Source organism: uncultured Dysgonomonas sp., assembly GCF_900079725.1.
Lineage (GTDB): Bacteria > Bacteroidota > Bacteroidia > Bacteroidales > Dysgonomonadaceae > Dysgonomonas.
Window position 1 is genome coordinate 2737293 of record NZ_LT599032.1, and the last position, 25562, is coordinate 2762854.

General features: G+C 39.9%; 24 protein-coding genes. 12 read left to right on the forward strand and 12 right to left on the reverse strand.

Annotation, left to right across the window (positions count from 1 at the left end; all coding sequences use genetic code 11):
- Positions 1-68 precede the first annotated feature (68 nt).
- Positions 69-656 carry a phosphoglycerate mutase family protein gene (locus QZL88_RS11360; RefSeq protein ID WP_296941262.1) on the reverse strand — a complete coding sequence of 196 codons (588 nt, stop codon included), beginning with the start codon at positions 654-656 and terminating at the stop codon, positions 69-71.
- Between the two features lie 185 nt (positions 657-841).
- Between QZL88_RS11360 and QZL88_RS11365 the strand changes: the two genes are divergently transcribed.
- The 3 genes from QZL88_RS11365 (at position 842) to QZL88_RS11375 (ending at position 4500) form a co-directional block, all read left to right on the forward strand.
- Complete coding sequence (locus QZL88_RS11365; RefSeq protein WP_296941264.1) at positions 842-1810, forward strand: hypothetical protein; 969 nt, start codon at positions 842-844, stop codon at positions 1808-1810.
- A gap of 262 nt (positions 1811-2072) precedes the next feature.
- A complete protein-coding gene (locus QZL88_RS11370) occupies positions 2073-3026 on the forward strand; it encodes a nitronate monooxygenase (RefSeq protein WP_296941266.1) in 954 nt (317 codons plus the stop codon).
- 79 nt (positions 3027-3105) lie between these two features.
- On the forward strand, positions 3106-4500 hold the full coding sequence (locus tag QZL88_RS11375) for a transglycosylase SLT domain-containing protein (protein WP_296941268.1): 1395 nt from the start codon (positions 3106-3108) through the stop codon (positions 4498-4500).
- Between the two features lie 30 nt (positions 4501-4530).
- Here QZL88_RS11375 and QZL88_RS11380 read toward each other — a convergent pair whose 3' ends face one another.
- From QZL88_RS11380 to QZL88_RS11410, 7 genes are all read right to left on the reverse strand, one after another.
- Positions 4531-5787: a hypothetical protein gene (locus QZL88_RS11380; protein ID WP_296941270.1), complete on the reverse strand. Its 1257-nt coding sequence runs from the start codon at positions 5785-5787 to the stop codon at positions 4531-4533.
- A gap of 262 nt (positions 5788-6049) precedes the next feature.
- A complete protein-coding gene (gene pnp / locus QZL88_RS11385) occupies positions 6050-8215 on the reverse strand; it encodes a polyribonucleotide nucleotidyltransferase (RefSeq protein ID WP_296941272.1) in 2166 nt (721 codons plus the stop codon).
- Positions 8216-9006: 791 nt separating this feature from the next.
- A complete protein-coding gene (locus tag QZL88_RS11390; RefSeq protein WP_296941274.1) occupies positions 9007-9618 on the reverse strand; it encodes a porin family protein in 612 nt (203 codons plus the stop codon).
- 142 nt (positions 9619-9760) lie between these two features.
- The gene (argB, locus tag QZL88_RS11395; RefSeq protein WP_296941276.1) at positions 9761-10534 is read right to left on the reverse strand and encodes an acetylglutamate kinase; all 774 of its coding nucleotides are present in this window, start codon (positions 10532-10534) and stop codon (positions 9761-9763) included.
- Between the two features lie 89 nt (positions 10535-10623).
- Positions 10624-10893, reverse strand: coding sequence for a 30S ribosomal protein S15 (gene rpsO / locus QZL88_RS11400; protein WP_006800342.1), 270 nt, complete (start codon positions 10891-10893; stop codon positions 10624-10626).
- 80 nt (positions 10894-10973) lie between these two features.
- Entirely contained in the window at positions 10974-11345 is a 372-nt protein-coding gene (locus QZL88_RS11405) for a DUF3127 domain-containing protein (protein WP_296941279.1), read from the reverse strand.
- Between the two features lie 62 nt (positions 11346-11407).
- Complete coding sequence (locus QZL88_RS11410) at positions 11408-12544, reverse strand: AI-2E family transporter (RefSeq protein WP_296941281.1); 1137 nt, start codon at positions 12542-12544, stop codon at positions 11408-11410.
- 80 nt (positions 12545-12624) lie between these two features.
- Here QZL88_RS11410 and dacB point away from each other — a divergent pair, with 80 nt between their 5' ends.
- Positions 12625-14070, forward strand: coding sequence for a D-alanyl-D-alanine carboxypeptidase/D-alanyl-D-alanine-endopeptidase (dacB, locus tag QZL88_RS11415; protein WP_296941284.1), 1446 nt, complete (start codon positions 12625-12627; stop codon positions 14068-14070).
- 86 nt (positions 14071-14156) lie between these two features.
- On the opposite strand, the gene QZL88_RS11420 is transcribed toward dacB, so the two are convergent.
- On the reverse strand, positions 14157-15290 hold the full coding sequence (locus QZL88_RS11420; protein ID WP_296941286.1) for a redoxin domain-containing protein: 1134 nt from the start codon (positions 15288-15290) through the stop codon (positions 14157-14159).
- A 415-nt stretch (positions 15291-15705) separates the two neighbouring features.
- Here QZL88_RS11420 and QZL88_RS11425 point away from each other — a divergent pair, with 415 nt between their 5' ends.
- The 6 genes from QZL88_RS11425 to QZL88_RS11450 all read left to right on the forward strand — a co-directional run bounded on the left by QZL88_RS11425 (position 15706) and on the right by QZL88_RS11450 (position 21352).
- Positions 15706-17865: a S9 family peptidase gene (locus tag QZL88_RS11425; RefSeq protein WP_296941288.1), complete on the forward strand. Its 2160-nt coding sequence runs from the start codon at positions 15706-15708 to the stop codon at positions 17863-17865.
- A 46-nt stretch (positions 17866-17911) separates the two neighbouring features.
- A complete protein-coding gene (locus QZL88_RS11430; protein ID WP_296941290.1) occupies positions 17912-18463 on the forward strand; it encodes an RDD family protein in 552 nt (183 codons plus the stop codon).
- Positions 18464-19085: 622 nt separating this feature from the next.
- Complete coding sequence (gene queD, locus QZL88_RS11435) at positions 19086-19448, forward strand: 6-carboxytetrahydropterin synthase QueD (RefSeq protein WP_296941292.1); 363 nt, start codon at positions 19086-19088, stop codon at positions 19446-19448.
- Positions 19429-20010, forward strand: a complete 582-nt coding sequence (locus QZL88_RS11440; protein ID WP_296941294.1) for a radical SAM protein — start codon at positions 19429-19431, stop codon at positions 20008-20010. Before queD ends, QZL88_RS11440 begins: the two co-directional genes overlap by 20 nt.
- 5 nt (positions 20011-20015) lie before the next feature.
- Complete coding sequence (locus tag QZL88_RS11445) at positions 20016-20930, forward strand: ribonuclease Z (RefSeq protein WP_296941296.1); 915 nt, start codon at positions 20016-20018, stop codon at positions 20928-20930.
- A gap of 80 nt (positions 20931-21010) precedes the next feature.
- A complete protein-coding gene (locus QZL88_RS11450; protein ID WP_296941298.1) occupies positions 21011-21352 on the forward strand; it encodes a T9SS C-terminal target domain-containing protein in 342 nt (113 codons plus the stop codon).
- A 65-nt stretch (positions 21353-21417) separates the two neighbouring features.
- On the opposite strand, the gene QZL88_RS11455 is transcribed toward QZL88_RS11450, so the two are convergent.
- The 3 genes from QZL88_RS11455 to QZL88_RS11465 all read right to left on the reverse strand — a co-directional run bounded on the left by QZL88_RS11455 (position 21418) and on the right by QZL88_RS11465 (position 23144).
- Positions 21418-21882, reverse strand: a complete 465-nt coding sequence (locus QZL88_RS11455) for a hypothetical protein (RefSeq protein ID WP_296941300.1) — start codon at positions 21880-21882, stop codon at positions 21418-21420.
- Between the two features lie 135 nt (positions 21883-22017).
- On the reverse strand, positions 22018-22515 hold the full coding sequence (locus QZL88_RS11460) for an outer membrane beta-barrel protein (RefSeq protein ID WP_296941302.1): 498 nt from the start codon (positions 22513-22515) through the stop codon (positions 22018-22020).
- Between the two features lie 92 nt (positions 22516-22607).
- A complete protein-coding gene (locus QZL88_RS11465) occupies positions 22608-23144 on the reverse strand; it encodes an HDIG domain-containing metalloprotein (RefSeq protein WP_296941303.1) in 537 nt (178 codons plus the stop codon).
- Positions 23145-23221: 77 nt separating this feature from the next.
- On the opposite strand from QZL88_RS11465, the gene QZL88_RS11470 reads away from it, so the two are divergent.
- The gene (locus QZL88_RS11470) at positions 23222-24385 is read left to right on the forward strand and encodes a DUF1343 domain-containing protein (RefSeq protein ID WP_296941304.1); all 1164 of its coding nucleotides are present in this window, start codon (positions 23222-23224) and stop codon (positions 24383-24385) included.
- Positions 24386-24405: 20 nt separating this feature from the next.
- Positions 24406-25545, forward strand: a complete 1140-nt coding sequence (locus QZL88_RS11475) for a hypothetical protein (protein WP_296941305.1) — start codon at positions 24406-24408, stop codon at positions 25543-25545.
- Positions 25546-25562: the final 17 nt, after the last annotated feature.

Genomic DNA, 25562 nt, shown 5'->3' on the forward strand with positions numbered 1-25562 from the left:
GGAAAATATATAATGAGTGCAGGTAGTGTTATATTGCCTGCACTTCTGTTTTTTATAACTTCAGCCGATTAAGGAATCCATTCTACAATGTATCCTACCGGATTTACTTTTCTCCATTTTATGAAATCCTCTACATTGTTTATTCCATCCCTGATAACAGCCTGATAATACTCTACCCCTATTATTCTCCCCATTTCACGGGTTTCATATTTCAACTTCAATATAGTTTGCCTCTGTGCAGGAGTCATAACTTCATTTATTCTTTTTGCCATTCGTTCAAAATATCCGTCGTATTTTGAGCCTTTCAATATATGGATGATATCGATTTTCCATACCGATCCGTCTTCATCCTGATATTGTACATGCCATTCGATACATTGTTCTTCCGTTTCAAAGCCGTTTATATACTCCAGCCGGGTGATACCGGGTTTTGCAGCAAGTTTTGTCATTGCCTCGAAACTATCGGATATGAGTAGCGGGGAAGAATATACATGAAAATCGATATCTTTGTTGGACATCAGTAATCCCGTTTTAAGAGAACCTACAAGGTTTACTTCTGCACCGACTGATTCCCAGATTCCGATAATTCCGGTTTTCTCTATTATTTCATGTGCCTTTTTCTGATTCTTTGCTGCAATATCGATAAAACTTTCCATAGTTAACGCTTATTTCTGGAAACTAAGGTATTTAAATCTTTTGTATATTCATGGGTTAAATGCCTGTTCGTGTTAATTATGAGTTATTTTATCCAATCGATTTTCACCGTAAAGAGTCTATCATTACCATTTTTTTTGTAAGTTTGTTAGAGTCGTCTTTTTATAAATTTTCAATAATATACCCAATGTCAATATTCGGTTATGCAATCCTTATCTTTATCATTATCCGGCTTGTAAATCACTTTATGAAACAAAGCCGCGAGCAGAGCCAAACTTCATCGAGCGGATTTAATTGGGCCGATTCCTATTCTCAAAGGCTTCGCTCTGTGCTTAAGACCTGTGAGGGATTCGACGATGATGAAATAATAGACAGTGCTGTAGGTTTTTATTTATTCAGCTATGATAGTGTGGCTAAGGAGTTTATTTTCATAGAAGAGGATGATGTGATTCATCGGTTGTCTTACCGTGATCTTATAGATTATAAAGTGAGGGAGAGTAAAGATTACAGGATAATAATTGATCTCAAAACCTCTTTTTCCGGCAAACCATATATTTCACTTGTATGCTTCGAGCGGGAAAAGCTTTTGCGAAAAATGCCTCAGCTGCAATATAAGATGCATGAAATAGATAATCTATATGAACTAGAACGGGATAAGATTGATGAAATTGAGGATGTCCTATCCGGGATTATTGAAGAAAACAAGGCGGTTGCTGATACTCCTCCTCCTTATAAGGAAGAACAAATCGTGAAAACTGAGGTGATAAAGGTTGAGATTCCTCCTGTTTCTGGTAATGTCGCAGATATAGTTACAGCAATAAAAGAAGAGAAGGAAGAGGCTATTGCATTTTTAGATGGAGAACAAGAGATAGAGGCTGTAGAGGAAATTTCGGATGTATACGAGGTCGCTCCGGAAGCGGAAGAGCAATCAGAGCCACTTATAGTGGAAGAAAGACCAATAGAGGCAGCTCCTGAGATGGGGGAAGAAACTCCGGCAATTGAAGGGGAAATGCAAATATCACTTTCGGAAATAGAAGAATATTCGCGCGGAAAGTTTCTGGAATATGAAGTCCGGTCTGCGGTAAGTGATGCTAAGATGAAGGGACTGAGATATATCAGTCTTTCCAAAGAACAACTGGAGAGGTTAAAGTCATAAACCGGTTCTAAGGTTGGACGTGTATTGAATTCTTCTGGAAAAACTTTATCTATGTAGAGAGAAAGTGAACAGCGAAAATAAAGAATGTGATAGAAAAGAAGACAAATGAAAATCATGTAAAAAGTGTCAGATTTGTCAAGTTTATAGAGAAACTACGTAAAAAGATATTCTTAATTTTTCATTTCTAATTATTAATTGTTTTCTGTTACCTTTGTAATCTTTTCGTATTTATACTTAACAAGTAAAAACCAAAATATAAACAATGACAAACAGAGTAACATCTTTATTTGGAATAAAATATCCCATTATTTCGGGAGGAATGGTATGGTGCAGTGGCTGGAGACTGGCTTCGGCCGTGAGTAATGCAGGCGGATTAGGGCTTATTGGTGCCGGATCGATGCATCCCGAAACACTACGTGAACATATCCAAAAATGCAAAGCTGCAACAGATAAACCTTTTGGGGTCAATGTGCCGTTGATGTACCCTGAGATAGATACGATAATGGATATTATTATTTCCGAAGGAGTGAAAATAGTATTCACATCGGCAGGTAATCCAAAGCTTTGGACCAAAAAGTTACAGGATAACGGTATTATAGTAACCCATGTTGTATCCAGCTCTAAGTTTGCCCTGAAATGCCAGGAAGCGGGTGTAGATGCAGTTGTAGCCGAAGGATTTGAAGCCGGAGGACATAATGGACGTGAGGAGACATCCACTATGGTACTTATACCTCAGGTGAGGCAGAGTATACATATTCCGCTCATTGCAGCCGGAGGAATCGGTACCGGTAATGGCATGCTGGCAGCTTTTGCATTAGGTGCGGAAGGGATACAGATGGGTACACGTTTTGCCCTGACACAGGAGAGTTCGGCTTCTCAGGAATTTAAGGAACTCTGTATTAACCTGAAAGAAGGTGATACTGTTCTCTCTCTGAAAAAGCTCAGCCCTACCCGCATGATAAAGAATGAGTTCTATAATGCAGTACAGTCTGCCGAAGACAGAGGAGCATCGGTGGAAGAAATGCGTGAGTTGCTTGGACGCGGCCGTTCTAAAAAGGGAATCTTTGAAGGTGATCTTGTTGAGGGTGAGTTGGAAATAGGACAAGTAAGTTCCTTGATAGATAACTTGCCTACAGCCGCAGATGTGGTAAATCATGTCGTTGCGGAGTATAATATCAAAGTGGAAGATATAATCACGGGCGATTTTAAATTATAAAAATACTGGCATGTCCTGATCTGTTATAGGTCTGAACTGTCAGAGCGCATTCACAATATATAAAAACAGGAGAAGCACTATGAAATATAACCTTATCGTCTACCTGTTGTTACTTTCATCTTGCTTTTTTTTCTCATGTAAGAAGAAGCACGAGCAGTCTGTTTACGACTTTGAGCAAATAAAGGAGAAAGGGGAACTGACCATTATTACACTCAATAGCTCTACCTCATACTTTATTTACAGAGAGGAGCCGATGGGGTATGACTATGATCTTGCTCAGGACTTCTGCGATCATTACGGATTGAAGTTGAATGTAAAAGTGGCGGAGAATACCACCCGGCTGATAGAAATGCTAAAGAGGGGAGAGGGAGATCTTATCGCTTATGCAGTGCCTATACAAAATGAACTGAAAGATTCTATATCCTATTGCGGGCTGCAGCAGATAACTCATCAGGTTCTTGTTCAGAGGGCGAATAAAGGAGATACTATAATAAAGGATGTGACTGGTCTTATAGATAAGGAAGTATATGTGGAGGCCGATACTAAATACCACCAACGCCTGCTCAATCTTGATTCGGAATTAGGCGGGGGAATCAGGATTCATACAGTCAGCGAAGATACTATTACCAGCGAGGATCTGATAGAGATGGTATCGTTGGGCAAGATAAGATATACAGCCTGTGATGAATATATTGCCAGGTTGAACCGCACTTATTTCAGGAATATTGATATCTCCTTGCCAATAAGTTTCGAGCAACGGGCTTCATGGGCCGTACGGAAAGATATGCCGAATCTGGCGAATGCTCTTAATGAGTGGTTTGCTGAGAATGACAATACACCTGTATACAAGAGTATCATAAAGAAGTATTTCGAGTTGAGCAAACAGCTCTTTGAGGGTGAGTATATAACCCCGAAAAATTTGCCTAAGGGTGCTGTTTCTGTCTATGATGAGCTCTTCAGGAAACATGCTAAGAATACAAAATACGAATGGCAATTCCTTGCTGCTATTTGCTATCACGAGTCCCGCTTCCAGAACAATCTTACTTCGTGGGCGGGAGCTGCCGGGATTATGGGGCTAATGCCTCGTACTGCCGCCTCATTGGGCTTGACCAGTGAAGACCGCATGAATCCTGACCTGAGCATCGGGGCGGCAGTTGAATTGCTGGACAGGTTGGATAAAATATTTCGTAAGATAGAGAGTATCAGTGAGCGTGAGAAATTCATACTGGCTGCTTATAATGCAGGAAACGGGCACGTAAATGATGCGCAGGCTCTAGCTTCAAAATACGGAGCTAATCCTTATATATGGGAAGGAAATGTTCAAAAGTATCTCGAACTGAAAAGCAATCCGGAATACTATAACGACCCTGTATGTAAAAGCGGGTACTTCAGAGGTGGTGAAACGATGAAGTATGTGAATAATGTATTGGCTACGATGAATCGGTTTAAAAGGATAAGTGAGAATAAAAAGTGAGTTGAGCTTTATTCCCTCCTGCTTCACTTTTTAAGGTATCGTATTTATCCCGTTATACTCTGCCATCTTGATAGCCCATGCCATTGCATTTCCAAAAAAGATAGAGTTGGAAACGTTATATTTGGTACCTCGTCCGTAGTTTGCCCTTTCTACAGGGATGTTATTATTGTCTAATCCGAAAGGATATGCCATTGGAACGGCAGAGCCCTTTTGATATACGATAAACCCGCCATCTCCTACGAAAATCAGATTCTTCGTTTTATGTCTGAATGAGTTTATGTAGTCACTATTTGCAACGCCCATAGAGTGGTCATAGGCGGTCGAATATTCGATAATCTGATCGGAAGGCAATCCGGATACAAGGCTTGTATATGAAGCATCTTCTCCCCAGTACTTTCCTCTGAGATCGCCAAACGGCCCATTTATTACTTCATCATTTATTGTTGTTGAATACTGATAAACAGAACCGGAAAAGGCATCGGATGTAGTGTTTTTCTGGGTGATATTGGTGTTTCCAAAAACAGTTCTTAAAAATATCTGAGAAGATTTCTGAGTATCAGCAGATACACCTCCCGGGTCCTCCAACAATAATATAAGAACCCCATTCTGATTCAAATAATTATTTAACTTATCAGCAGTGTCCTGATTTAATATCCTTGACGGATAACTGATAACGATTATATCCGGCTTTTCGGCTAGTTTTGCATCGAGTGTACCTAAATAATCAATATCCACTAGAGACGGTATTCGGAGATAGTCTAATGTATATCCCTTAAAACCCACTATACTATTTAGATCATCACCAAAAGCGGCCTGATTCTGTAATAAAATACTTCCGCCGGCATTTGGCGAAGTTGCTCCTACGGAATAATTATCCAGCCCTATTCCCAAAATCTTTTTTGTGTTGTAATATATCTTGGGGCAAGGTTCAGGCAGTCTTGTCCACTCTGTGGCCTGCCATACATAGAGGCCCGGACACAGACCATATGGCGTATCGTCGGTCAGATTATAGACCATCAGCCCGGTATGCTTCTTTTTGTCTTCTTCAGTTGCATTTTCTACACAGGGGTCGAGTTTTTCCAGCCGTTGTAATGATACGCGTGGCATTCCCAGCCCTTTCTCTGAATTTGCTAATTGGGTCGGATTATTATATTCTTTAAGATCCAATAAGCTTCCCTTGTTAGGTGTTAAATCGGCTCCTACTGTTATCTGGGATTGCATATAATTACAAAGAATAATTGATATGCAAAGCAATGCCGCCTTCAGCTTTGAAGTGCTAAATTTCATGTTGTTTACTCTTTTATATTTGTAGTTTTAATAAATGGAAAAATTGTCTTTAGTCTTTATCTCAGATGCAAATGTAAACATAAATTGTTGTCATAATATTATTTTCATAAAAATTACTGTTCTGAATGTATTTAGTGCTCAGGGTAATTTTATTCCCATACCATATAGATAAACCAATTGTTGTTTTGTGCATAAAAGAGTTATTTATAGCAAAAAAAAGAGGCTTTAATTAAAGTCTCTTTTCTATCATAAACATGAAAGATTAGTTATTTCCTTCATTGTTATTCTTCTGTACAGGTTTTTCCGGTCTTGGAGGACGTGGAAGAAGTACCTTACGGGATAATTTGAATTTTCCGGTCTTAGGATCGATGTCAATCAGTTTCACTTCTATTTCGTCACCTTCTTTCAGTCCGGCTTTTTCCATGTCTTCTATGCGATCCCAAGAGATCTCAGAGATATGAAGCAGACCATCTTTGCCCGGAAGGAATTCACAGAATGCGCCATAAGGCATTACTGAGCGAACTTTAGCTGTATATACTTCTCCTACTTCCGGAACGGCTACAATGCCTTTGATTTTAGCAACAGCGGCTTCGATAGAAGTTCTGCTTGTTGCTGATATTTCTACGCGGCCGTAACCATCGATTTCCTCGATAGTAACAGTGGCACCGGTTTCTTCCTGAATACCTTGAATAATCTTACCTCCAGGGCCAATAACAGCACCGATAAATTCTTTGTTGATAATAATAACCTCGATACGCGGAGCATTTTCTTTGAAGTCTGCGCGCGGCTCAGGTAATGTTTCAAGGATTTTACCCATAATATGTAAACGGCCTTCACGTGCCTGATTCAGGGCTTTTTCGAGTATCTCGTATGACAATCCGTCTACTTTAATATCCATCTGGGTAGCAGTGATACCGTCTTTTGTACCACATACCTTAAAGTCCATATCACCTAAGTGGTCTTCATCTCCTAGGATGTCGGAAAGCACAGCAAAGTTTGTACCTTTCTTCTCTGAGATAAGTCCCATTGCTATACCCGTTACTGGTTTTTTGATCTGCACGCCGGCATCCATCAGAGCCAGTGTACCGGCACAAACAGTTGCCATAGAAGATGAACCATTCGATTCAAGAATATCAGATACTACACGGATAACATATGGGTAGTTAGCTGGAATCATTGGTTTCAAAGCTCTGTGAGCAAGATTTCCGTGTCCTATCTCGCGACGGCCTACTCCGCGTTGCGGACGGGCATCTCCGGTAGAGAACGGAGGGAAATTATAGTGTAAAAGGAATCTTTCTTTTCCGTTGTTAAGTACGTCGTCGATGATTTTCTCATCCAGCTTGGTACCTAAAGTAACTGTGGTCAGTGATTGAGTTTCTCCACGGGTAAAGATAGCAGAGCCATGCGCTCCCGGCAGATAATCTACTTCGCTCCATATAGGGCGGATTTCTGTAGTAGAACGTCCATCGAGGCGTTTACCTTCGTCAAGGATAGAGCGGCGCATTGCTTCTTTTTCCACATCGTGGTAATAGCGGGATATCAAAGAACCCTTTTCAGCCAGTTCTTCTTCTGTCAGGCCTGCTTTATATTCATCTACGATAGCTGCGAAGTTATCGCCACGTTCGTGCTTGTTTGTGTTAGCCGATGCAGCTACGGCATAAGCTTTGTCGTAGCATTTTGCCCATACGTCTTTACGAAGTTCTTCATCGTTTACTTCGTGGCAGTATTCGCGTTTTACTGTTTTGCCCACAGCTTCCATCAGTTCTATCTGAGCCTGGCATTGTACTTTGATAGCTTCGTGCGCTACTTTAATTGCTTCCAGCATTTCTGCTTCCGAAACTTCCTTAAACTCGCCTTCTACCATCATGATATTCTCCATAGTAGCACCTACCATGATATCCATATCGGCTTGCTCCAGTTGAGCGAAAGTCGGATTAAGGATAAATTGTCCATCTACACGTGCAACTCTCACTTCCGAGATTGGCCCATTGAAAGGCACATCGGATACTGCAAGGGCAGCAGAAGCTGCAAGCCCGGCCAGTGCGTCCGGCATATCTATGCCATCTGAAGAGAACAGTGTTACATTCACAAATACTTCAGCGTGATAATCATCCGGGAATAACGGGCGAAGCGCACGGTCTACCAAGCGGCAAACCAATATTTCATAATCTGACGCACGTCCTTCTCTGCGAAGAAAACCTCCGGGGAAGCGGCCGAATGCGGCAAATTTTTCTTTATACTCTACCTGTAAAGGCATAAAATCAACGTCCGGTTTAGCGTCTTTTGCAGCACAAACTGTAGCCAGCATCATGGTGTTACCCATGCGTAGCATTACAGATCCATCTGCTTGTTTTGCTAATTTTCCGGTTTCAAGGGTGATAGTCCTTCCATCACCTAAATCGATACTCTTTGTAATCGGATTCATCATAAAATATTTTTTTCTAAACTTCTTAAAATCGGACAAAGGTACGCAAAGTTTTTGAGAATTAAGGGGATGGGGGATGAAAAGACAATATACATGGGTCAAACCCTTTTTATTCTTAAGCCTTAGTCACTCAATAACTTTAAAAAAGTAACAAAAGTAACACAATTTTGGATCCGTCAATTTGCGCTTCGCTCCGATTCAGTAAACGGATAACAGTTAATAGAGGGTGATTCGCTTGGTGCTTACAACTTGCTGCATTCTGTTAAAATCTGACATTTCTGACACTATTTACAGTCAACAGTTAGTAGTAAACAATAGAGCTCCTTTATACTTATTACTCAACGCTTACAACTTTCAAAAGGTAACAAAGGTAACACATTTTTCAGCTATTAGCAGGTCGCTATTAGCCAATAGCTTATGTAGGAAACTGGACACATTTTCCACTATTTTCTATCTGTCACTTTTTACCCTCATTGTAAGTCTCCCATGGGGGCAGGGCTGTTAAGTTCTCTACTTTGTTCTGTTATTTTCTGCTATCATCCTGAGAGGAACGAAGGATCCCGACCCTGAAAAACGAGATGTTTCACTCCGTTCAACATGACACAGAGGGTAAAAAAAATAGAACTTAACAGCCTTGCCCCCATGAGGGATTGAGGGGGCTCTTGTTTATATCTCAAAGAGCTATAAGCTATCGGTTATAATTATATAGATAAAGATATTAAAAAGTGTTCAAATTAAGATATAAAAAAACAAGCCCCGGATTTCGGAGCTTGTTTTATATTCTGACCTGCCGCTTAGAACTTATATCCTACTGTCAGGTAAGCGTTTGCGTTTTTATTTGATACGTTGTCGACATCCACGATGTTGACAAGGCCGAAATCATACCCCAGACCAACTCCAATTTTGCCAAATTCAGCTCCGACGCCAAGGCCAACTCCAAAGTCGAATCGTTTTACACGATTACTACCAAAAGAATTAACACTTACTTCAACACCTGATTCCGATATTTTTGTTTTTCCTCCAATTCCGTATGCTACATAAGGTCCGGCATGAAATACTATTTTGGTAGCATCTGTAACTGCTAATTTGTAGCCGAGGTGAATTGGAAGTTGCAGATACATTAAATTGCTTGTAGCATCTTTCGATAATCCAACATCTTCTTTGCACCCTTTTGTCGATAGTTCGAGACCTGTTAAGAGATATAAATCGGATGTCAGCGTATAATCTAATGTTACGCCAACATTAAAGCCTACTTTGGCCTTTACATCATCTGTCGCATCTCCTGTAATAGTGGAGAGATTCATTCCTGCTTTAACACCAAAAGTTGCAGGTTTTTCCTGGGCATTCACATTTGCAACTAATAGTAATGCAATAATAACTAAGCTAAATTTTAGAATTGTTCTCATAATTGTCTTATTAGGTTAAATTAAAACTTATCGTAGGCAAATATATATTCTTTTTCCTAATTCCCTGAACAAATAGAAAGAAAGAATGTAAGAATCCATCTAATAGATTATTTATTAATGCCAGCCTAATCAGAATGAAATTTTAAAACAAATAAACTCGGGTGCCGGAACCTGTCCCAATCTCATTTGCGCTTGTTATCACCACTTCTTTAACACCTGCTTCGATAGATTCGAATGCGTTGTCGAGCTTAGGTATCATGCCTCCTTGTATAACACCTTTCTGAACCAAATCCTTAAATTCTGCTTTATTTAGTGATGGGATTACGCTATCATCATCATTTTCGTCCATTAACACGCCTTTCTTTTCAAAACAATACACAAGGCTCACCCCGAAAATATTGGCTAAGGCTTTCGCAGTTTCTCCTGCTATTGTGTCGGCATTTGTATTTAGTATATTGCCTTGTTTGTCATGGGTGAGAGGGGCTAATATGGGTACTATACCCTGAGATATCAGAGATGACAGTATTCCTGTATTCACCTCTTTTACATCCCCCACAAATCCATAATCTATATCTGTTACAGGTCTTTTTTCGGAACGGATCAGATTCATATCTGCGCCTGTAAGTCCAAGGGCATTCACGTCCAGGGCTTGCAGTCCTGCCACAATATTCTTATTAACAAGGCCTCCATAAACCATTGTTACTACTTGCAGGGTCTCTAAATCGGTGATGCGGCGGCCGTTTATCATACGGCTTTCGATACCCAGGCGCTCTGCCAGTTTTGTTGCCGATCGACCTCCGCCATGGACTAGTATTTTATATCCTTCTATACGGGAAAAATCTTTTAGAAGTTGTTTCAGCGATTGTTCTTCTTCTACAATTTTTCCACCTACTTTTATTATAGTTAGCTTCTCCATATGTTTGCTGAATGAGTGTGTATAAAGATAAAACAAAAAGAGATTGTTCCAATAGAAACAATCTCTTAATAAATCTTTTCTCCGAAAGATTACTTTCTGATACCTAGTTCTTTGATGATAGCACGATATCTTTCAATATCATTATCTATCAGGTAATCAAGTAAACGACGACGTTTACCTACAAGGCGTCTTAGAGATCTTTCAGTGTTATAATCCTTCTTATTTAACTTCAAATGTTCAGTTAAATGCGAAATACGGTATGAAAACAATGCTATCTGAGCTTCAGGTGAGCCAGTATCAGTGTTAGACTTTCCGTGTTTTGCGAAGATTTCTTGCTTTTTAGCTGAATCTAAATACATAAGTTGTTATTTATATTATTTAACGAGGTGCAAAGATAAAACTTATTTTTTGACAGACAAATATTTAGCCCGAAAATCCATCAAAATGGAAGATCGTCGCCACTGTCTCCGCTAAAGTCCACCGGGGTAGCAGCTTGTGTAGGTTGGCTTGCTTGTCCGTATGATTGTGTCGGAGCATGTTGACTTGTGCCTGCAGGCTCTACTTTCCAAGCTCTGAGGTCTGTGTACCAGTTCCCGTTATATTCGCGGCTTTCTACATCGAAAGACACATCCAGAATATTTCCTATTTGAAGTATAGACTCGTTTATTTTATCACCCCAGAAGGTCATGCATACTTTTTTAGGATACATACCATCGGTTTCGAGAATGATGCTTTGTTTTCTCCACTCTCCGTTTTTACCCATACCTGTCTGCACAGGAAGCACTTGAATTAATTTTGCTGTTAACTGCATTATTATATTATTTTGTTGATTTTCAAAAATGAGGCATAAAGATACAAAAAAATCAATTAATCTCAACTTTCATCGAAAGGTATCTCCTGTTGTGATTCTTCTATGGCTTGCAGTTTTTCGGCTGAGGTGATAAATTCTTTATAATATGATAGTAGCATGGTAGTTAGGGGGATGGCGATTATCATACCCACTATGCCTAATAGTGAACCCCATACTGAGAGAGATAGTAGAATGATTGCCGGATTCAGGCCCATTGCTTTTCCCATTATTTTCGGCACTAAGAACAGATCCATAATACATTGCACAATTACATATATAAGAGCCACTAATCCCAGCATCACCCAGAAACTATCGTCTGTCTGCGATGCCCGCAACCAGCAAAGCAATATTGCCGGCGGGAATGTGATGACCTGAAGATATGGTATCATATGTACAAGACCTACAAATATGCCAAACATAATTGCCATCGGCAAACCTATGATCTGAAACCCGGTAGCATACAGCACAGCCAGAATGCAGCAGATAAAAGCCTGATGGCGGAAATATTTATTCATGCTGGTTTCCACATCCAGTGTTATGCGGCCTACTATCGGGCGGTATTTAGGTGGGATAAGGAATCTCCAGAGCTCATTTATCTTATCATAATCGAGCAATATAAATATCAGGTATAAGATAACGATAAAGACTACCGTAAGTCCGAAAAGAAAGGATATTGTACCCGAAAAGAGGGACTCTACGGCTGGGCTTACATATTGAATAATCTCTACAAGATTGTCTTTCGATAAAGTGCTTTGCAGTTCCTTGTAGTCAACATACCGGCCTATAATATCAGCCACACTTACCGGAATTCCGTTTTGGCTTATGGCGGACAAATCATAACTGGCAATCAGGCCGTTAATTTGCCATATCTCGTTTTCGATAAGGGGAACCAGTATAAATCCGAGTAGTGTGAATATCCCTGCCACTGATAGCAGTGTGAGTACAACGGCTATAGAGTGGGGGAGCTTTAATTTTCTTTTGTAAAAGCGTACTAATGGATTCAGCATATAAGCTAAAAGCCATGCTACGAAAAAAGGGAGTAATACGTCTTTCAGTAAATACAGAAAGTAGAGGGCGGCTCCTATAGCCAATACACTTATCAACAAGCGGATAGTGCGGTCGAAGGTGAAAGGCTTGTCGAATGGTTGTCCCATTGTCATATGCAGATGCTGTTTTAAATTATTTGATATATCTTTACAAAGATATTTTATTTTTTCTTATTTCCCGTAACAATCTGTCTATGATGAAAGCAAAGAGCCGATATTTATTAACATTCTTGGTATTAGTTCCTTATATACTGAATGCGCAGGTAAAACAAGCCGGAATACAAACTTTTCTTAATCATCAGGGGCTCAGGCATGCCTCCGTTGGTATTTGTGTAAAGGACTTGTCAGGGACGAAACTAGCCGGACATAATGAAGACAGGGCATACACTCCCGCATCTATACTAAAGGTAGTAACTACCGCCACCGCATTGGAAATATTGGGCCCCGATTATAAATATCAGACTACTCTGGCCATAGACAAAGATAAGCCGGACAGGTTATTGGTGCATGGATATGGTGATCCTACACTGGGAACCGAACATCTGGATAATACGCCTGACGCGTTCCTTTCCCGATGGACAGAACAGATAGGGCAGAAATTCGATTCAACAAAAAAATTGGATATTACCATTGTCGATGATTATTTTGGATATGAAGGTGTATCGCAGCGATGGACATATCAGGATATGGGTAATTATTACGCTGCGGCAAGTTATGGTATCAGTATTTATGATAATACATATAAGCTCTTTTTCAATACAATGCGTCGCGATACATGCCCTGTTATAATAAAGACCCAGCCCGAAATGAACCTGTCGTTTCGCAATACCCTTACGATGAATACTACAGGGCAGGATAACGGATATATTCACGGGGAACCTTTTTCCGTAAACAGGCTTCTTTCGGGAGACATCCCCGGTGGAAGGTCGTCGTTCAGTATAAAGGGCGATATTCCCGATCCGGGCTTATATCTCGGCGAAGTATTGGCAAAGCAGTTGACTGATAAGGGCTTTAGGTTAGGCGCGGTAGAAAGCACGTATGACAGGTATTTCAATCAGATGTATTCGAAGAATAGAAAGACTTTTAATGAAGATATATTCTATCGCCACGAGTCTTTTCCATTGAAAGATATCATAAAGGATACCAATGTAAGGAGTAACAACCATTATGCGGAACATCTTATACGCACTGTAGGGCGTACAAAAACGACAGATATATACTCCTCTGCTCTGGATGCAGGGATTGACAAAACGAAAGAATTGTGGAAAGCCCGGGGATTGAATACCGATGCGCTTACCATGTTTGATGGAAGCGGGCTTGCCCCGTCTAACGCCGTGAGTCCTGCATTTATGTGCGACTTACTGGTGTATATGCAGGCAAAAAGTAAGTATGCCGATGCTTTTCTGGAGTCGTTGCCCAAAGCGGGGAAAGACGGAACTGTAAGCAACCGGCTCAAGGGAACACGCCTTGCCGGAAAGATATCGATGAAAAGCGGCAGTATCTATGGTGTGCAATGCTTTGCAGGATACTATACAGACGGAGATAAGAAATATGCTTTTACCATAATGGTTAATAATTTTACGGGTTCGCGCAGCCAGATAGTGCAGGCTATAGATAAGCTGTTGCTCTCGATGTTTTGAGGGAGTAAGAAAAATATTGGATGATTCAAAAAAAATATAGGGGCGAATATTTATTCGCCCCTACTTCATATTATTGATTGCTTATCTCACTTTTTCTTTTCGCCGGTCAGTTCTTCCATCTTGCTTATAACTGCACGGATAGGCAAATCTCTTTCCAGAATGATACCGGTCGGTGAAATCAGTATATTGTAAGGTATTTCACGGATGTAATAGGTATCGAAAGGTTTTGCAGCCCATCCCCCCTTCACAGGTAATATATTCCATTTTACAGAATCGGCTATATTTTCAGTAAAAGGTACCTGTTCCGAATCTTTTACAATGGAAATGAATTCGATGTTCTTTTTTTGCTTTTTCAATTCATTGTAGACATCGATTGCGTCTTGTTTCTCATCGCGGCATACATCGCATGTGGTAGCTGCAAATAGAAGAAGTACATACTTACCTCTAAAGTCAGATAACTGAACGGTTTTGTCCTGCATATTTTTTATTGAAAATCCCGGTGCATAAGCATTGACAGCTGACAATTTTACTTTGTCTCTAAAACTTTTGAGTTCAGCTGTCAGAGGAAAGTCAATCGCTTTGCCTTTCAATAAAGACAGGTTTTCGTCAAGCCGCGGGATGGAAGTCTCATCTTTGAAAAATGTATTTATCAACATTACGCTAGCTATCTTGTCCGGATTTGCTTTTACATATGCGGCTGCTATATTGGATAACTCGAAATTAATGTTTTTTAGTTCAACCACGTAATCTTTTACTACCAGGCTGTCTTCGTTTTTAATGTTCTTTTCGGCAGTATTCAATATATCGGCACGCGATTTGAGCAAAGCTTTATTTTTTTCCTTGAAGCTCGTTAAATCATCATTTACGTCACCACCTTTTACATCTATCAGGTCGGGATATAGTACGTCGCCTTTAAGCTCTACCTTCCATCCTTTGTTGGCAAGAACAAAAGTGCTTTTTGTATTTTTATTAAAGTACAGTGAATATTCTGTCAGTGTATCGATTTCGCTACGGAAAGAAAATTCACCTTTTGCACTGATAGCAACAGTGTCTATAAATACGGAGTCTCCGATCTCATGCGACATGAAAAAATAATCACCTGTTACATTGTCGAGTTTTCCGCTTATTTCAAATTCTTTTGGATTTTTGCTGCATGACGTGACTATTGCAACAAACAATAGTATAAGTCCGGTGCAGTGTAATATATTGTTTTTTAACATATTGTCGTTCTTTAGATAAGGTCGTGGACCTATTTGTTGTTTTTTAATTTAAAATACCACAAGTAGTTAGATTGAAAAATATATCATTAAATACGTTCTTATGTTATGTGTAAATTTCCCTTTCTTATACTTAGTAACGCAAAAGTATAACTTTTATTTCTAAAACGTTTAAAAAAATAAATTGTTCTAAAAAAAAACTAATTGACTGTCTGGCCTATTGCCTCTTTTGATGATAATAAACCATTGAGATGTAAATCTGTACCTGTCAGATAAATCTGCGACATAGAAATTCACTATCTTTGTTCACTAAAAAAACAGCATGGGTATGAAAACGAACATGAATCGCAATTCACCAAAGTACAGGATAATTTTGTCATGCGAGCTTCCATACATCCTTTAAAAATAAAATTATAGTATGAAATTTATTAATTCCGTTTTTTTAGCCATAAGCATTTTGCTTCCAATGAAATCATACAGCCAAGAAACACCTCTGACATTAGAAGACCTGACGCCCGGAGGTAAAACATTCAGCAAGTATCGTGCCGAAATGCCTCGTCAATTGGGATGGTATGGGGATAAACTGACCTACATAAAAGGTGATTCCGTAATAGTTGCTCCCAATACAGATAAAGAGAAACCTCAAGTATTGCTTAGTCTTCAGGATATTAATTCAGGTATGGGACTGAACAACGATGAGGCGCTGAAAAGTTTAAATACCATTCAGTTTATTTCTCCGCAGTCGAATGATATACTGATTGCCACTCCTGACAAAATATATTTGTATGACTTTGTGACAAAAAAGATGATGGCTGCGTTTCTGTCATTAGACGGAATAGATAACCACGAATGGTCTGAAAAAAGTAAAATGCTCGCATATACAAAAGATAATAACCTGTATATACAAGATTCGGAAGGGAAAGAAACGGCCATAACAAACGAAACCGATCCGGGCATCGTCTCCGGGCAATCTGTTCATAGGAACGAGTTCGGTATTAACAAAGGTATATTCTGGTCGCCGGCAGGAAATCTTCTTGCATTCTATCGTATGGACGAAACTATGGTTACCGATTATCCGTTAGTAGATGTTTCGGCGCGTATCGCCAAGCTGAAAAATATAAAGTATCCGATGGCCGGAATGAAAAGCCATCATGTTACAGTCGGAGTATACAATCCTGCTACACAGCAAACAGTATATCTGAAAACAGGTACTCCTAAAGAAAAATACCTGACGAATATAGCATGGAGTCCCGATGAAAAAAGTATCTATATTGCAGAGGTCAACCGAGGGCAGGATACTTGCATTGTAAGAAGTTATGATGCTGTGAGCGGGAAACTGCAAACGACCTTATTCACTGAAACTCATCCGAAGTATGTAGAGCCTGAGAATCCCGTGTTATTTCTGAAAAACGAGCCGTCGAAGTTCTTGTGGCAAAGTGAGCGCGACGGATTTAACCATTTATATCTGTATGATACAACCGGAAAATTGTTGAAGCAGATTACTTCCGGCAAATGGGATGTTACATCTGTTCTGGGATTTGACGAAAAAGGAGAGAATCTCTTTTATGTATCTACTGAAGTAAGCCCGATAGAAAAGCATATTTATAAACTGAATCTGAAAACAGGAAAGAGAGAGCAACTGTCGAAGGAAGAAGGCGTTCATGACGGAATACTTAGCGCTTCGGGAAAATTTATCTGCGACAAATATACTTCGCAGAACAACCCCGGAAAGGTGACAATTACAGAAACCAAATCGAATAAGTCATATATCTGGTATTCAGCAAAGAATCCTTATAGAAATATACAGCTACCCGAGATAACATTGGGTAAGTTGAAAGCAAATGATAATGTGACAGACCTGTATTATCGTCTGGTGAAACCGCTAAATTTTGACCCGAACAAGAAATATCCGGTCATTGTTTATGTATATGGAGGGCCACATTCCCAAATGGTAGATAATTCATGGATGGGACAGGTCAGAGGATGGGATATATACATGGCTGAAAAGGGCTATGTAGTATTTACGATGGACAACAGAGGTACGTCGAACAGGGGAATCGATTTCGAAAATATAACGCATCGCCGACTTGGAGTGGTGGAAACAGATGACCAGATGACAGGTGTGGAATACCTGAAGTCGTTGGGCTATGTAGATGTCGACCGGATAGGAGTACATGGCTGGAGTTATGGCGGGTTTATGACGCTGAACCTAATGCTTCGTCATCCCGAAACGTTTAAGGTAGGTGTAGCAGGCGGGCCTGTTACGGATTGGAAGTATTATGAAGTGATGTATGGCGAACGTTATATGGATAGCCCTCAGGAGAATCAGGAGGGATATAAGAATTCCAGCATGGTAGAACGTGCCGGAGACCTTAAAGGCCGCCTGATGCTTATACATGGAGATGAAGATCCTACTGTGGTGATGCAACAGAGCTTGCAATTCCTGCATTCTGCCATTAAAAAGGGTACACATCCCGATTTCTTTATATATCCGGGGCACGGACATAATATGACGGGGCGCGACCGTGTGCATTTGCATGGACATATAACGCGTTATTTTGAGGATTTTTTGAAATAGGAAACGAATCGCTTATGGTGTTATGGGGAACGACTTTAACCAAATAATGTCTTCGAAAACAGCCGACGAATTAATAAAGATTGCACGGATAAGCAGGGATGATTATCAGCCCGAAGCCTTAGACGCAGCTGATAGTGAGTTGACAAAGAGGGAAATTCCGGAGCAGGAAATTGAAGATATAATAAAAAGAATAATAGAGACTGAGGGAAAAGCTATAGAGATAGAGAATAGTACCGTCGGTTCCGGAATAAGATTTCTTAATTTCCTGATCGATTCATTCGTCTGGTTGATTGCCGTCTTCGTATTAACACTCCCGTTAAATGCACACAGAGGCAGCCAAATACTGATCGGTTATTTGATTATACTCGCTTCTTATATTTTATACTATGCAGGTTTGGAGATCAAGTTCCAAAAAACATTGGGTAAAATGATTACCAAAACAAAAGTTGTAACGTATAACGGGGAAGTGCCGAGCAATGCCGATATAATAGTAAGGACTCTTTTGAGGATTATTGCTCCGTTCGACATCGTTTCATTTCTTTTTACAAAAAACGGATTTCATGACAGGTTGTCGGGAACGAAGGTAATAAAAGGATAGTTGACGATATTTTCATACACAGGTGAATCAGATGCCGATAATTTTATCTATGTATGTAGCTGTTAGCCTTTAGCTGATAGCTTGTAGTTCTTTGATATATAAACAAGAGCCCCCTCAATCCCCCATGGGGGGACTTACAATGAGAGTAAAAAGTAATAATAGAAAAGCTGTTACCTTTGTTACCTTTTGAAAGTTGTAAGCGTTGAGTAATAAGTATAAAGGAGTTCTACTGTTGACTGCTAAATGTTGACTGTTTACTGATATATGTGTAACCTTTGTTACCTTTTAACAAGTAGTAAGTTTTAAGTACTAAGTTGAAAGTTATATGAGATACGAGTAAACAAGACACAGGATACAGGTTGTTCATTGATGACTGTTTACTGTAAATAGTGTCAGATGTGTCAGGTTTTAACAGGATGTAATTAGTAAATGTAAATATATCAATATGTTATAAATTGAACATTGCGACTTAACATCTTTGTGTGAGAATACTGTTTACCATCTACTGTAAAAAATGTGTTACCTTTGTTACCTTTTAATGGTTGAAAGTTGTAAATGTACCATTGATAGAAATGTTTTTAATAGAAAAATATATATATCCGGATTGGAATAGAATAATAACATGTATAAAATAAGTAAACAATTTTCGTTTTCCGCTTCACATATACTCGAGGGTTTGCCTCTCGAGCATCCTTGTTCGCGGCTGCACGGGCACAATTATGTAGTCACTGTACATTTGCAGGCAAAGCAATTGAATAATGTCGGATTTATAAAAGATTACAGGGAGCTCGATAGTCTAAAAAAATATATTGACGATACACTCGATCACAGGCATTTGAATGACGTATTGCCATTCAATCCGACGGCCGAAAACATGGCAAAGTATCTTTACGATACTTTCAAAAAGGACATTCCCGAACTATATGCGGTAGAAGTATCTGAAACCCCTAAAACAACAGCCATCTATGAAGCTGATAGTGAATGAGATTTTCTATTCGCTGCAAGGTGAAGGGGGGCGTACGGGCGAAGCGTCTGTATTTATCAGGCTTACAAAATGCAATCTGGTATGCAGTTTCTGCGATACTGATTTTGCCGATGGTGACGAAATGAGTGTGGACGAAATACTGGAAGCTATCAGTGTCTATCCATGCAAGTGGATCATATGGACCGGTGGTGAACCTACCATCCAGTTAAAAGACGAACATCTGGCTGTATTCCGCGAACACGGATATAAGCAGGCAATAGAGACAAATGGTACGCGAAGGGTACCTTCATTGATAGATTATATCACCTGTAGCCCTAAGCAGGACTATGAAACAATAAAGAACCGGATTTCTTTTGTCCATGAGATTCGTATGCCTATACAGGCAGGAGATCCGGTGCCGGATATCTCGGTATTTCCAAAAGCCGATAATTACTTTCTGAGTCCTGTATTTGATGCAGATAAAATCAATCTGGAGAATGTCGCCTATTGTGTGGAGCTTATAAAACAGCACCCTCAGTGGCGGCTTAGTCTGCAAACACACAAACTGATACATATTGAGTAGTAAGAATGGAAAGATTTGAATTGGATATATTGGGTTGTGGCTCTGCTACACCTACAACATTACACAATCCATCATCACAGGTGCTGAATATCAGGGAAAAATTATATATGATAGATTGCGGGGAGGGAACTCAGTTGCAATTCAGGCGTAGTAAGCTGCGTTTTGGCCGTCTTAATCATATATTTATCTCACATCTGCATGGAGACCATTGTTTTGGTCTCATCGGACTGATATCGACATTGGGGCTTCTGGGGCGAACGGGTGCTCTTGTAATACATACTGTTGCCGGACTTGAAAGTACACTTCGTCCCGAAATCGACTTCTTCTGTAAGGACAATCCTTTTGAGGTTAAAATAGAAGTATTCAATCCGAAAGTAAGCGAAGTTATTTACGAAGACAGGTCTGTTTCAGTGAAAACGATACCGCTCGTGCACAGAGTGCCTTGTGCGGGATTCCTCTTTCAGGAAAAGCAAAAAGAGGCGCATCTGCTACCTGATATGATAAAATTCTACAATATACCGATAAGGGAATTGGCGAAAATAAAACAGGGGGCTGATTTTGTTACCGAAGAGGGTAAAGTTGTACCTCATGAAAGACTGACAATTCCTGCCGAACCTGCGCGTTCCTATGCTTACTGCTCCGATACGGCTTATAGTGAGAAGATTATTCCTGTCATTGAAGGTGTGGATCTGCTTTATCACGAAGCTACATTCGCTGATACGGATAAGTCACGTGCTAAAGAAACAGGCCATTCGACCGCCAGGCAAGCCGCGCAGATAGCGAAGATGGCAAATGTAAAGAAGCTGATGCTGGGACATTTTTCGGCTCGCTATCCTGATAATAGTATTTTGCTGGAAGAGGCCAGGGAGGTATTTGCAAACACTGTACTTGCTAACGAAGGACTTCGTGAAAAATTGTGAAAGCCCTTATTTTTTTTAGTCTTTTTATTCTTTTATAAGGTTTAATGCCTATATTTGTGAATATTAGGAATAATAGATACATGGTAAATTTGAGAAACATACTATTCCTTATATTGTTTGGTGGAGCCACTTTCTCTGCACATGCTGGAGAGATGGATTTTCCGTCAAATATTTTTGCGTCCGAACCTCAGCAGACTACAGATAAAACAATGAATCTGATTGTTGAAGTGAATGGTGGTACGGTTAGGATTCCGTTGGAGAATGTTCCTACATCGGGCTATCTTGAAGTATATAGTATTCTGGGGGTAAAGGTTACCAGTGTCAATCTGAAGACGTGTATCGGAACTTGTCCTCTTGAGTTACCTAAAGGACTTTATATAATAAAGGCGGGGAAGGTAGCACAGAAGATCGTTGTCAGATAACAAAAGATATAATATAGTAGGAGAGCCATTCGGAAGAGTGGCTTTTTTATTCAAAGCGTTACAGCCTATTTAGTAAGTGATACCTCCACTTCCATAATACCTCCCCAGGGATCACCTGCCATCATATTTTCGTGGATAGATAGTTTGCATATTCCATCGGAAGGTATACTGTAGCTTAGATTCCGGTCGAAAGGTCCATCCATGCTGCCGTTAGGAAGTGTTATCTGAGAGAATCTGATATTCGCAAGGGAATCTGTAGTAAATAACTGAGCGGTAATCTTCTTATAGCCTTTTGATTCGAATTCGACGTAAATGATCTGATCCTTTTTCTTCTGTATGGCTACCTTGCCCTTTCCGTTAACTACATTGAGGCGAATCATTCCGTTGTGGGATGGAATCATTGCCGGAATGTTCTCTATCTTTTCTGCCGGTTTATCGGTATTGGTTTCCGGACTGTCTTTCTTTATTGGCGAAGAACATGCATAAGACAGTAAGCAGATTGTGATTGTGGGTATGATTAATCTGATCATAAATAATAAAAGGAATTTTAATAGCAAGTGCTCATATTAAGATAACAATACGCAAATATCAATTGTTTGGAGATTCACATAAAAAAGGATAACCTCGCCGAGATTACCCTTTATAATTAATCCTTTTTTATATTGTCAGAACTGGTACATGAAACCTACAGATACCACAAATTGTGAATAGTTCTTGATAATGGCTTCTTTTGCTTCAATCTGGATAAATGTATTGTCAGCCAAGGAGACTTGCCCTCCGAAACCTAAATTTAATCCTATGCGGTTATTTGAATATTTAGGGCCATCGAAATTAGACCTACCGGGGTCGTATGTCCAGCGGGTTAAATTCAATCCGGCAAGAGGATATAATGACACGGCTTCAGAGACTCCGAAGACGTAGTGTCCATCGGCATTGATCCCGAATGCACTAAGGTTGTGCCTGTCTATATAGTATTTATATTCGGCAGTTCCTCTCAGATGTCTGGTAAAGCCATATTGTGCCCGCAGGCCTATTCCTAACGATTCTACTTCCGAGCCGTAATTTAGATTTCCTGCGAATGAGAGCTTTCCGGTCTGGTCTTGAGATGAAGCCGTAGTTATTGCAGAGAAACAAATAGTTAAGATAATTAGAATTTTCTTCATAGGCATTCTATTTGTGTGTATTGTATTATTAATTGGTTTCGTAAGCAAAGATACGAATTTTTAAGAGAAGGGAGGTTCGGGGTTGTTTCTTGTCAGAGGAATATGGCGCACCATCTGTCGAATTGCCGGACAGAAGTTTCTCCGAACTTAGACAGGCTTTGTCGCACTTTGTCTATCGGTCGTTCCTCTCCCAGTCGGGTTTTAGAGAAGAAACAATCTGCAAAGCATATTAGTTTTTCTTCTATACTTACTGGGCGCATATCTCTGTGGGGTACGGGCATTTTATTTTCTATAATTTCTTCAAGCGATATTCCGGTACCGGTATGCCTTTCGCATACAAGTGCATGCACGGGGTATCCGGCATTCTCCACAATTTCGCGTCCGAGATAGCCATGTGCGACGTAAGGATCTATGCCAAAACACTTTATGGAGGGTGCATTTGTCATAAAGATGCCTATGTCGTGAAGCATGCCGGCTTCGCTTACAAACTTACTGTCGATATTCAGTTCCGGATGATTTGCTACTATGGATAAAGCCTTGTTGGTAACATCGGTGCTGTGCTGTATCAGGATATTATACAGATCCGAGTCTTTTTTATAATATTTTTCAATTATAGCTAATGTATTCATGTAGTATTCGGTCTTTTTTTTGTATAAAAATAAGTAAGTTTGTAAAACGGCTTTTCACTTTCAAAACAATCAGATAAATGAAAAAGTTTTACATATTTTCCCTTACGCTTATATGTCTTATCTCAAGTATAACGGTTATTGCTCAAACTCTGTCGTTAGGTGCGGACAGGCTTGATGTTTTATTACCCGAAATCAAAGATAAAAAAATTGCTTTAATAGTTAATCAAACTTCTGTATTATCTAATGGAACGCACCTATTGGATACGCTTTTATCCCGAAAGGTGCAGATAACGAAAATCTTTGCTCCCGAACATGGTTTCCGGGGAAATGCAGATGCGGGAGAGAAGGTCGTGGATGGTAGGGATACTAGGACCGGGATTCCTGTTATTTCCCTGTATGGAAAAAATTATAAACCGACGGCAGATCAGTTGAAAGATACAGATATACTTATTTTCGACATCCAGGATGTCGGTGCACGTTTCTATACATACATCAGCACGATGCATTATGTAATGGAGGCATGTGCTGAAAATGGCAAAGAATGCATTATCCTGGATCGTCCCAATCCGAATGATCGTATTGACGGACCTGTTTTGAACTTAAAGTATAAATCATTCGTGGGTATGCATCCGATTCCGGTATTGCATGGGCTTACTGTGGGCGAATTAGCCCGGATGATAAACGGTGAAGGCTGGCTGAAAGGTGGGATAAAATCTGATCTGAAGGTGATTACAATGACGGGGTGGAATCATGGGGCTTATTACTTCCTTCCTGTAAAACCATCACCTAATCTGCCAAATGAATGGGCAGTAGGTTTATATCCTTCCCTCTGCTTTTTTGAAGCTACAAATGTGAGTGTCGGGCGTGGTACCGATTTTCCTTTTCAGGTAGTGGGAGCACCTAATCCGAAATATGGAAAGTTTTCCTTTACTCCACGGCCCAATGAGGGGAATAAAAGCCCGTTGAATGTCAATAAGACTTGTTACGGACTCGATTTAAGGAAGTATAAATATCAGCCCGGAATTGATTTGGGATTCCTTATAGATTTTTATAAAAAATCCGGACTGGGTGCTGCATTTTTTACGAATCCCAGATTTATGGATCTATTGGCTGGTACAAATGTTCTAAGATTGCAGATTATTAAAGGTATGCCGGCAGAAGACATTTATAGAACATGGGAAAAAGACCTGATTGAATACAGAACAATGCGGGAAAAGTATTTGTTGTATGCAGATAAATAACTATATCATAAAGTAGGCGTATGGCTGATAACGATAATAGATGTCCGCTTTGCGGAAAAAACACAAGCGAGGGAGAAACCTTCTGTGGCGACTGTCAGGAAATTGCTCAAAATGCATATCCGGAGGAATTATTGTATAATAAAGACGATTCAGAATCGATATTTATAGAAGAGGAGAAGGCTGTGCCGGAGGAGGGTGATGAGGATTCATCTTATGAAAATGAAGAAAAACCAAAAGAGAACAGCGTAGAGGAAAATTTGCAGCGGGCTTCCCTTTCGAAAAGCAATAAGAAGTTGTTTGTTTTTGTTGCTATAGGGTTAGTGTTTATGCTCTTGTTAGGCATAGGGGGGCTTTTTATGAAGAACAAAGACGAGGAAGCAACGGAATCCCGATGCTGGAATAAATGCATTGAGGAAAACACACCTTTAAGTTATTCCAAATATCTGGTTCATTATCCCGAAGGGAGATACAGTAGCGAAGCTCAGAGTAAAATCATGCAACTACGGGAGCAGGAACGAAATGAATGGGAGTCTCTTCGCAAATCGGGGAATGTAGATGCTCTTTTTTCTTTTTTGGCAGACCATCCGCAAACGCCATATGAAAGGCGAATAAAACATGTAGTGGATTCTCTTAGCTGGCTTCAGGCAATGGAGCAGAATACGCCTGATGCTTATCAGGCTTATCTCGATAATGTAAAAATAGGTCGTTATTCAGGAGAATATGAGGATGTAGCAAAACAGAAGTATGAATATCTCAGCCAGCTCAAGGCCATTGAAGGGGACGAACTAAAAAATGTAGAGAAAGTATTGTCGGACTTCTTCAAGGCTCTTTCGTCCGTGAATAATAAAGATATACAAAAGAGTTCCGCATCGGTGTTGCTTAAGTTCTTTGATATGGAAAACCAACCTAATACCGTTATTGCAGATTCTATAAAGGCAGCTCTTAAAATTAAGAAGATAAAAAGTATCTCGTATAAATTGCCATCTGATTATCCTGAAGTTATAAAGGATAATAAAGGTATTTATTTTGCCACGCTACCTATAAAGATTGAAACTACATTTGCTGACAAGAAAAAGAAGAAAGAAAACTCAGAGCATACCTTCAATATAGAACTGGATGGAGGGAAGCAAATCCGGTCGGTGTATCTGAAAGAGAAGTAATCGTTTTATATACTTAC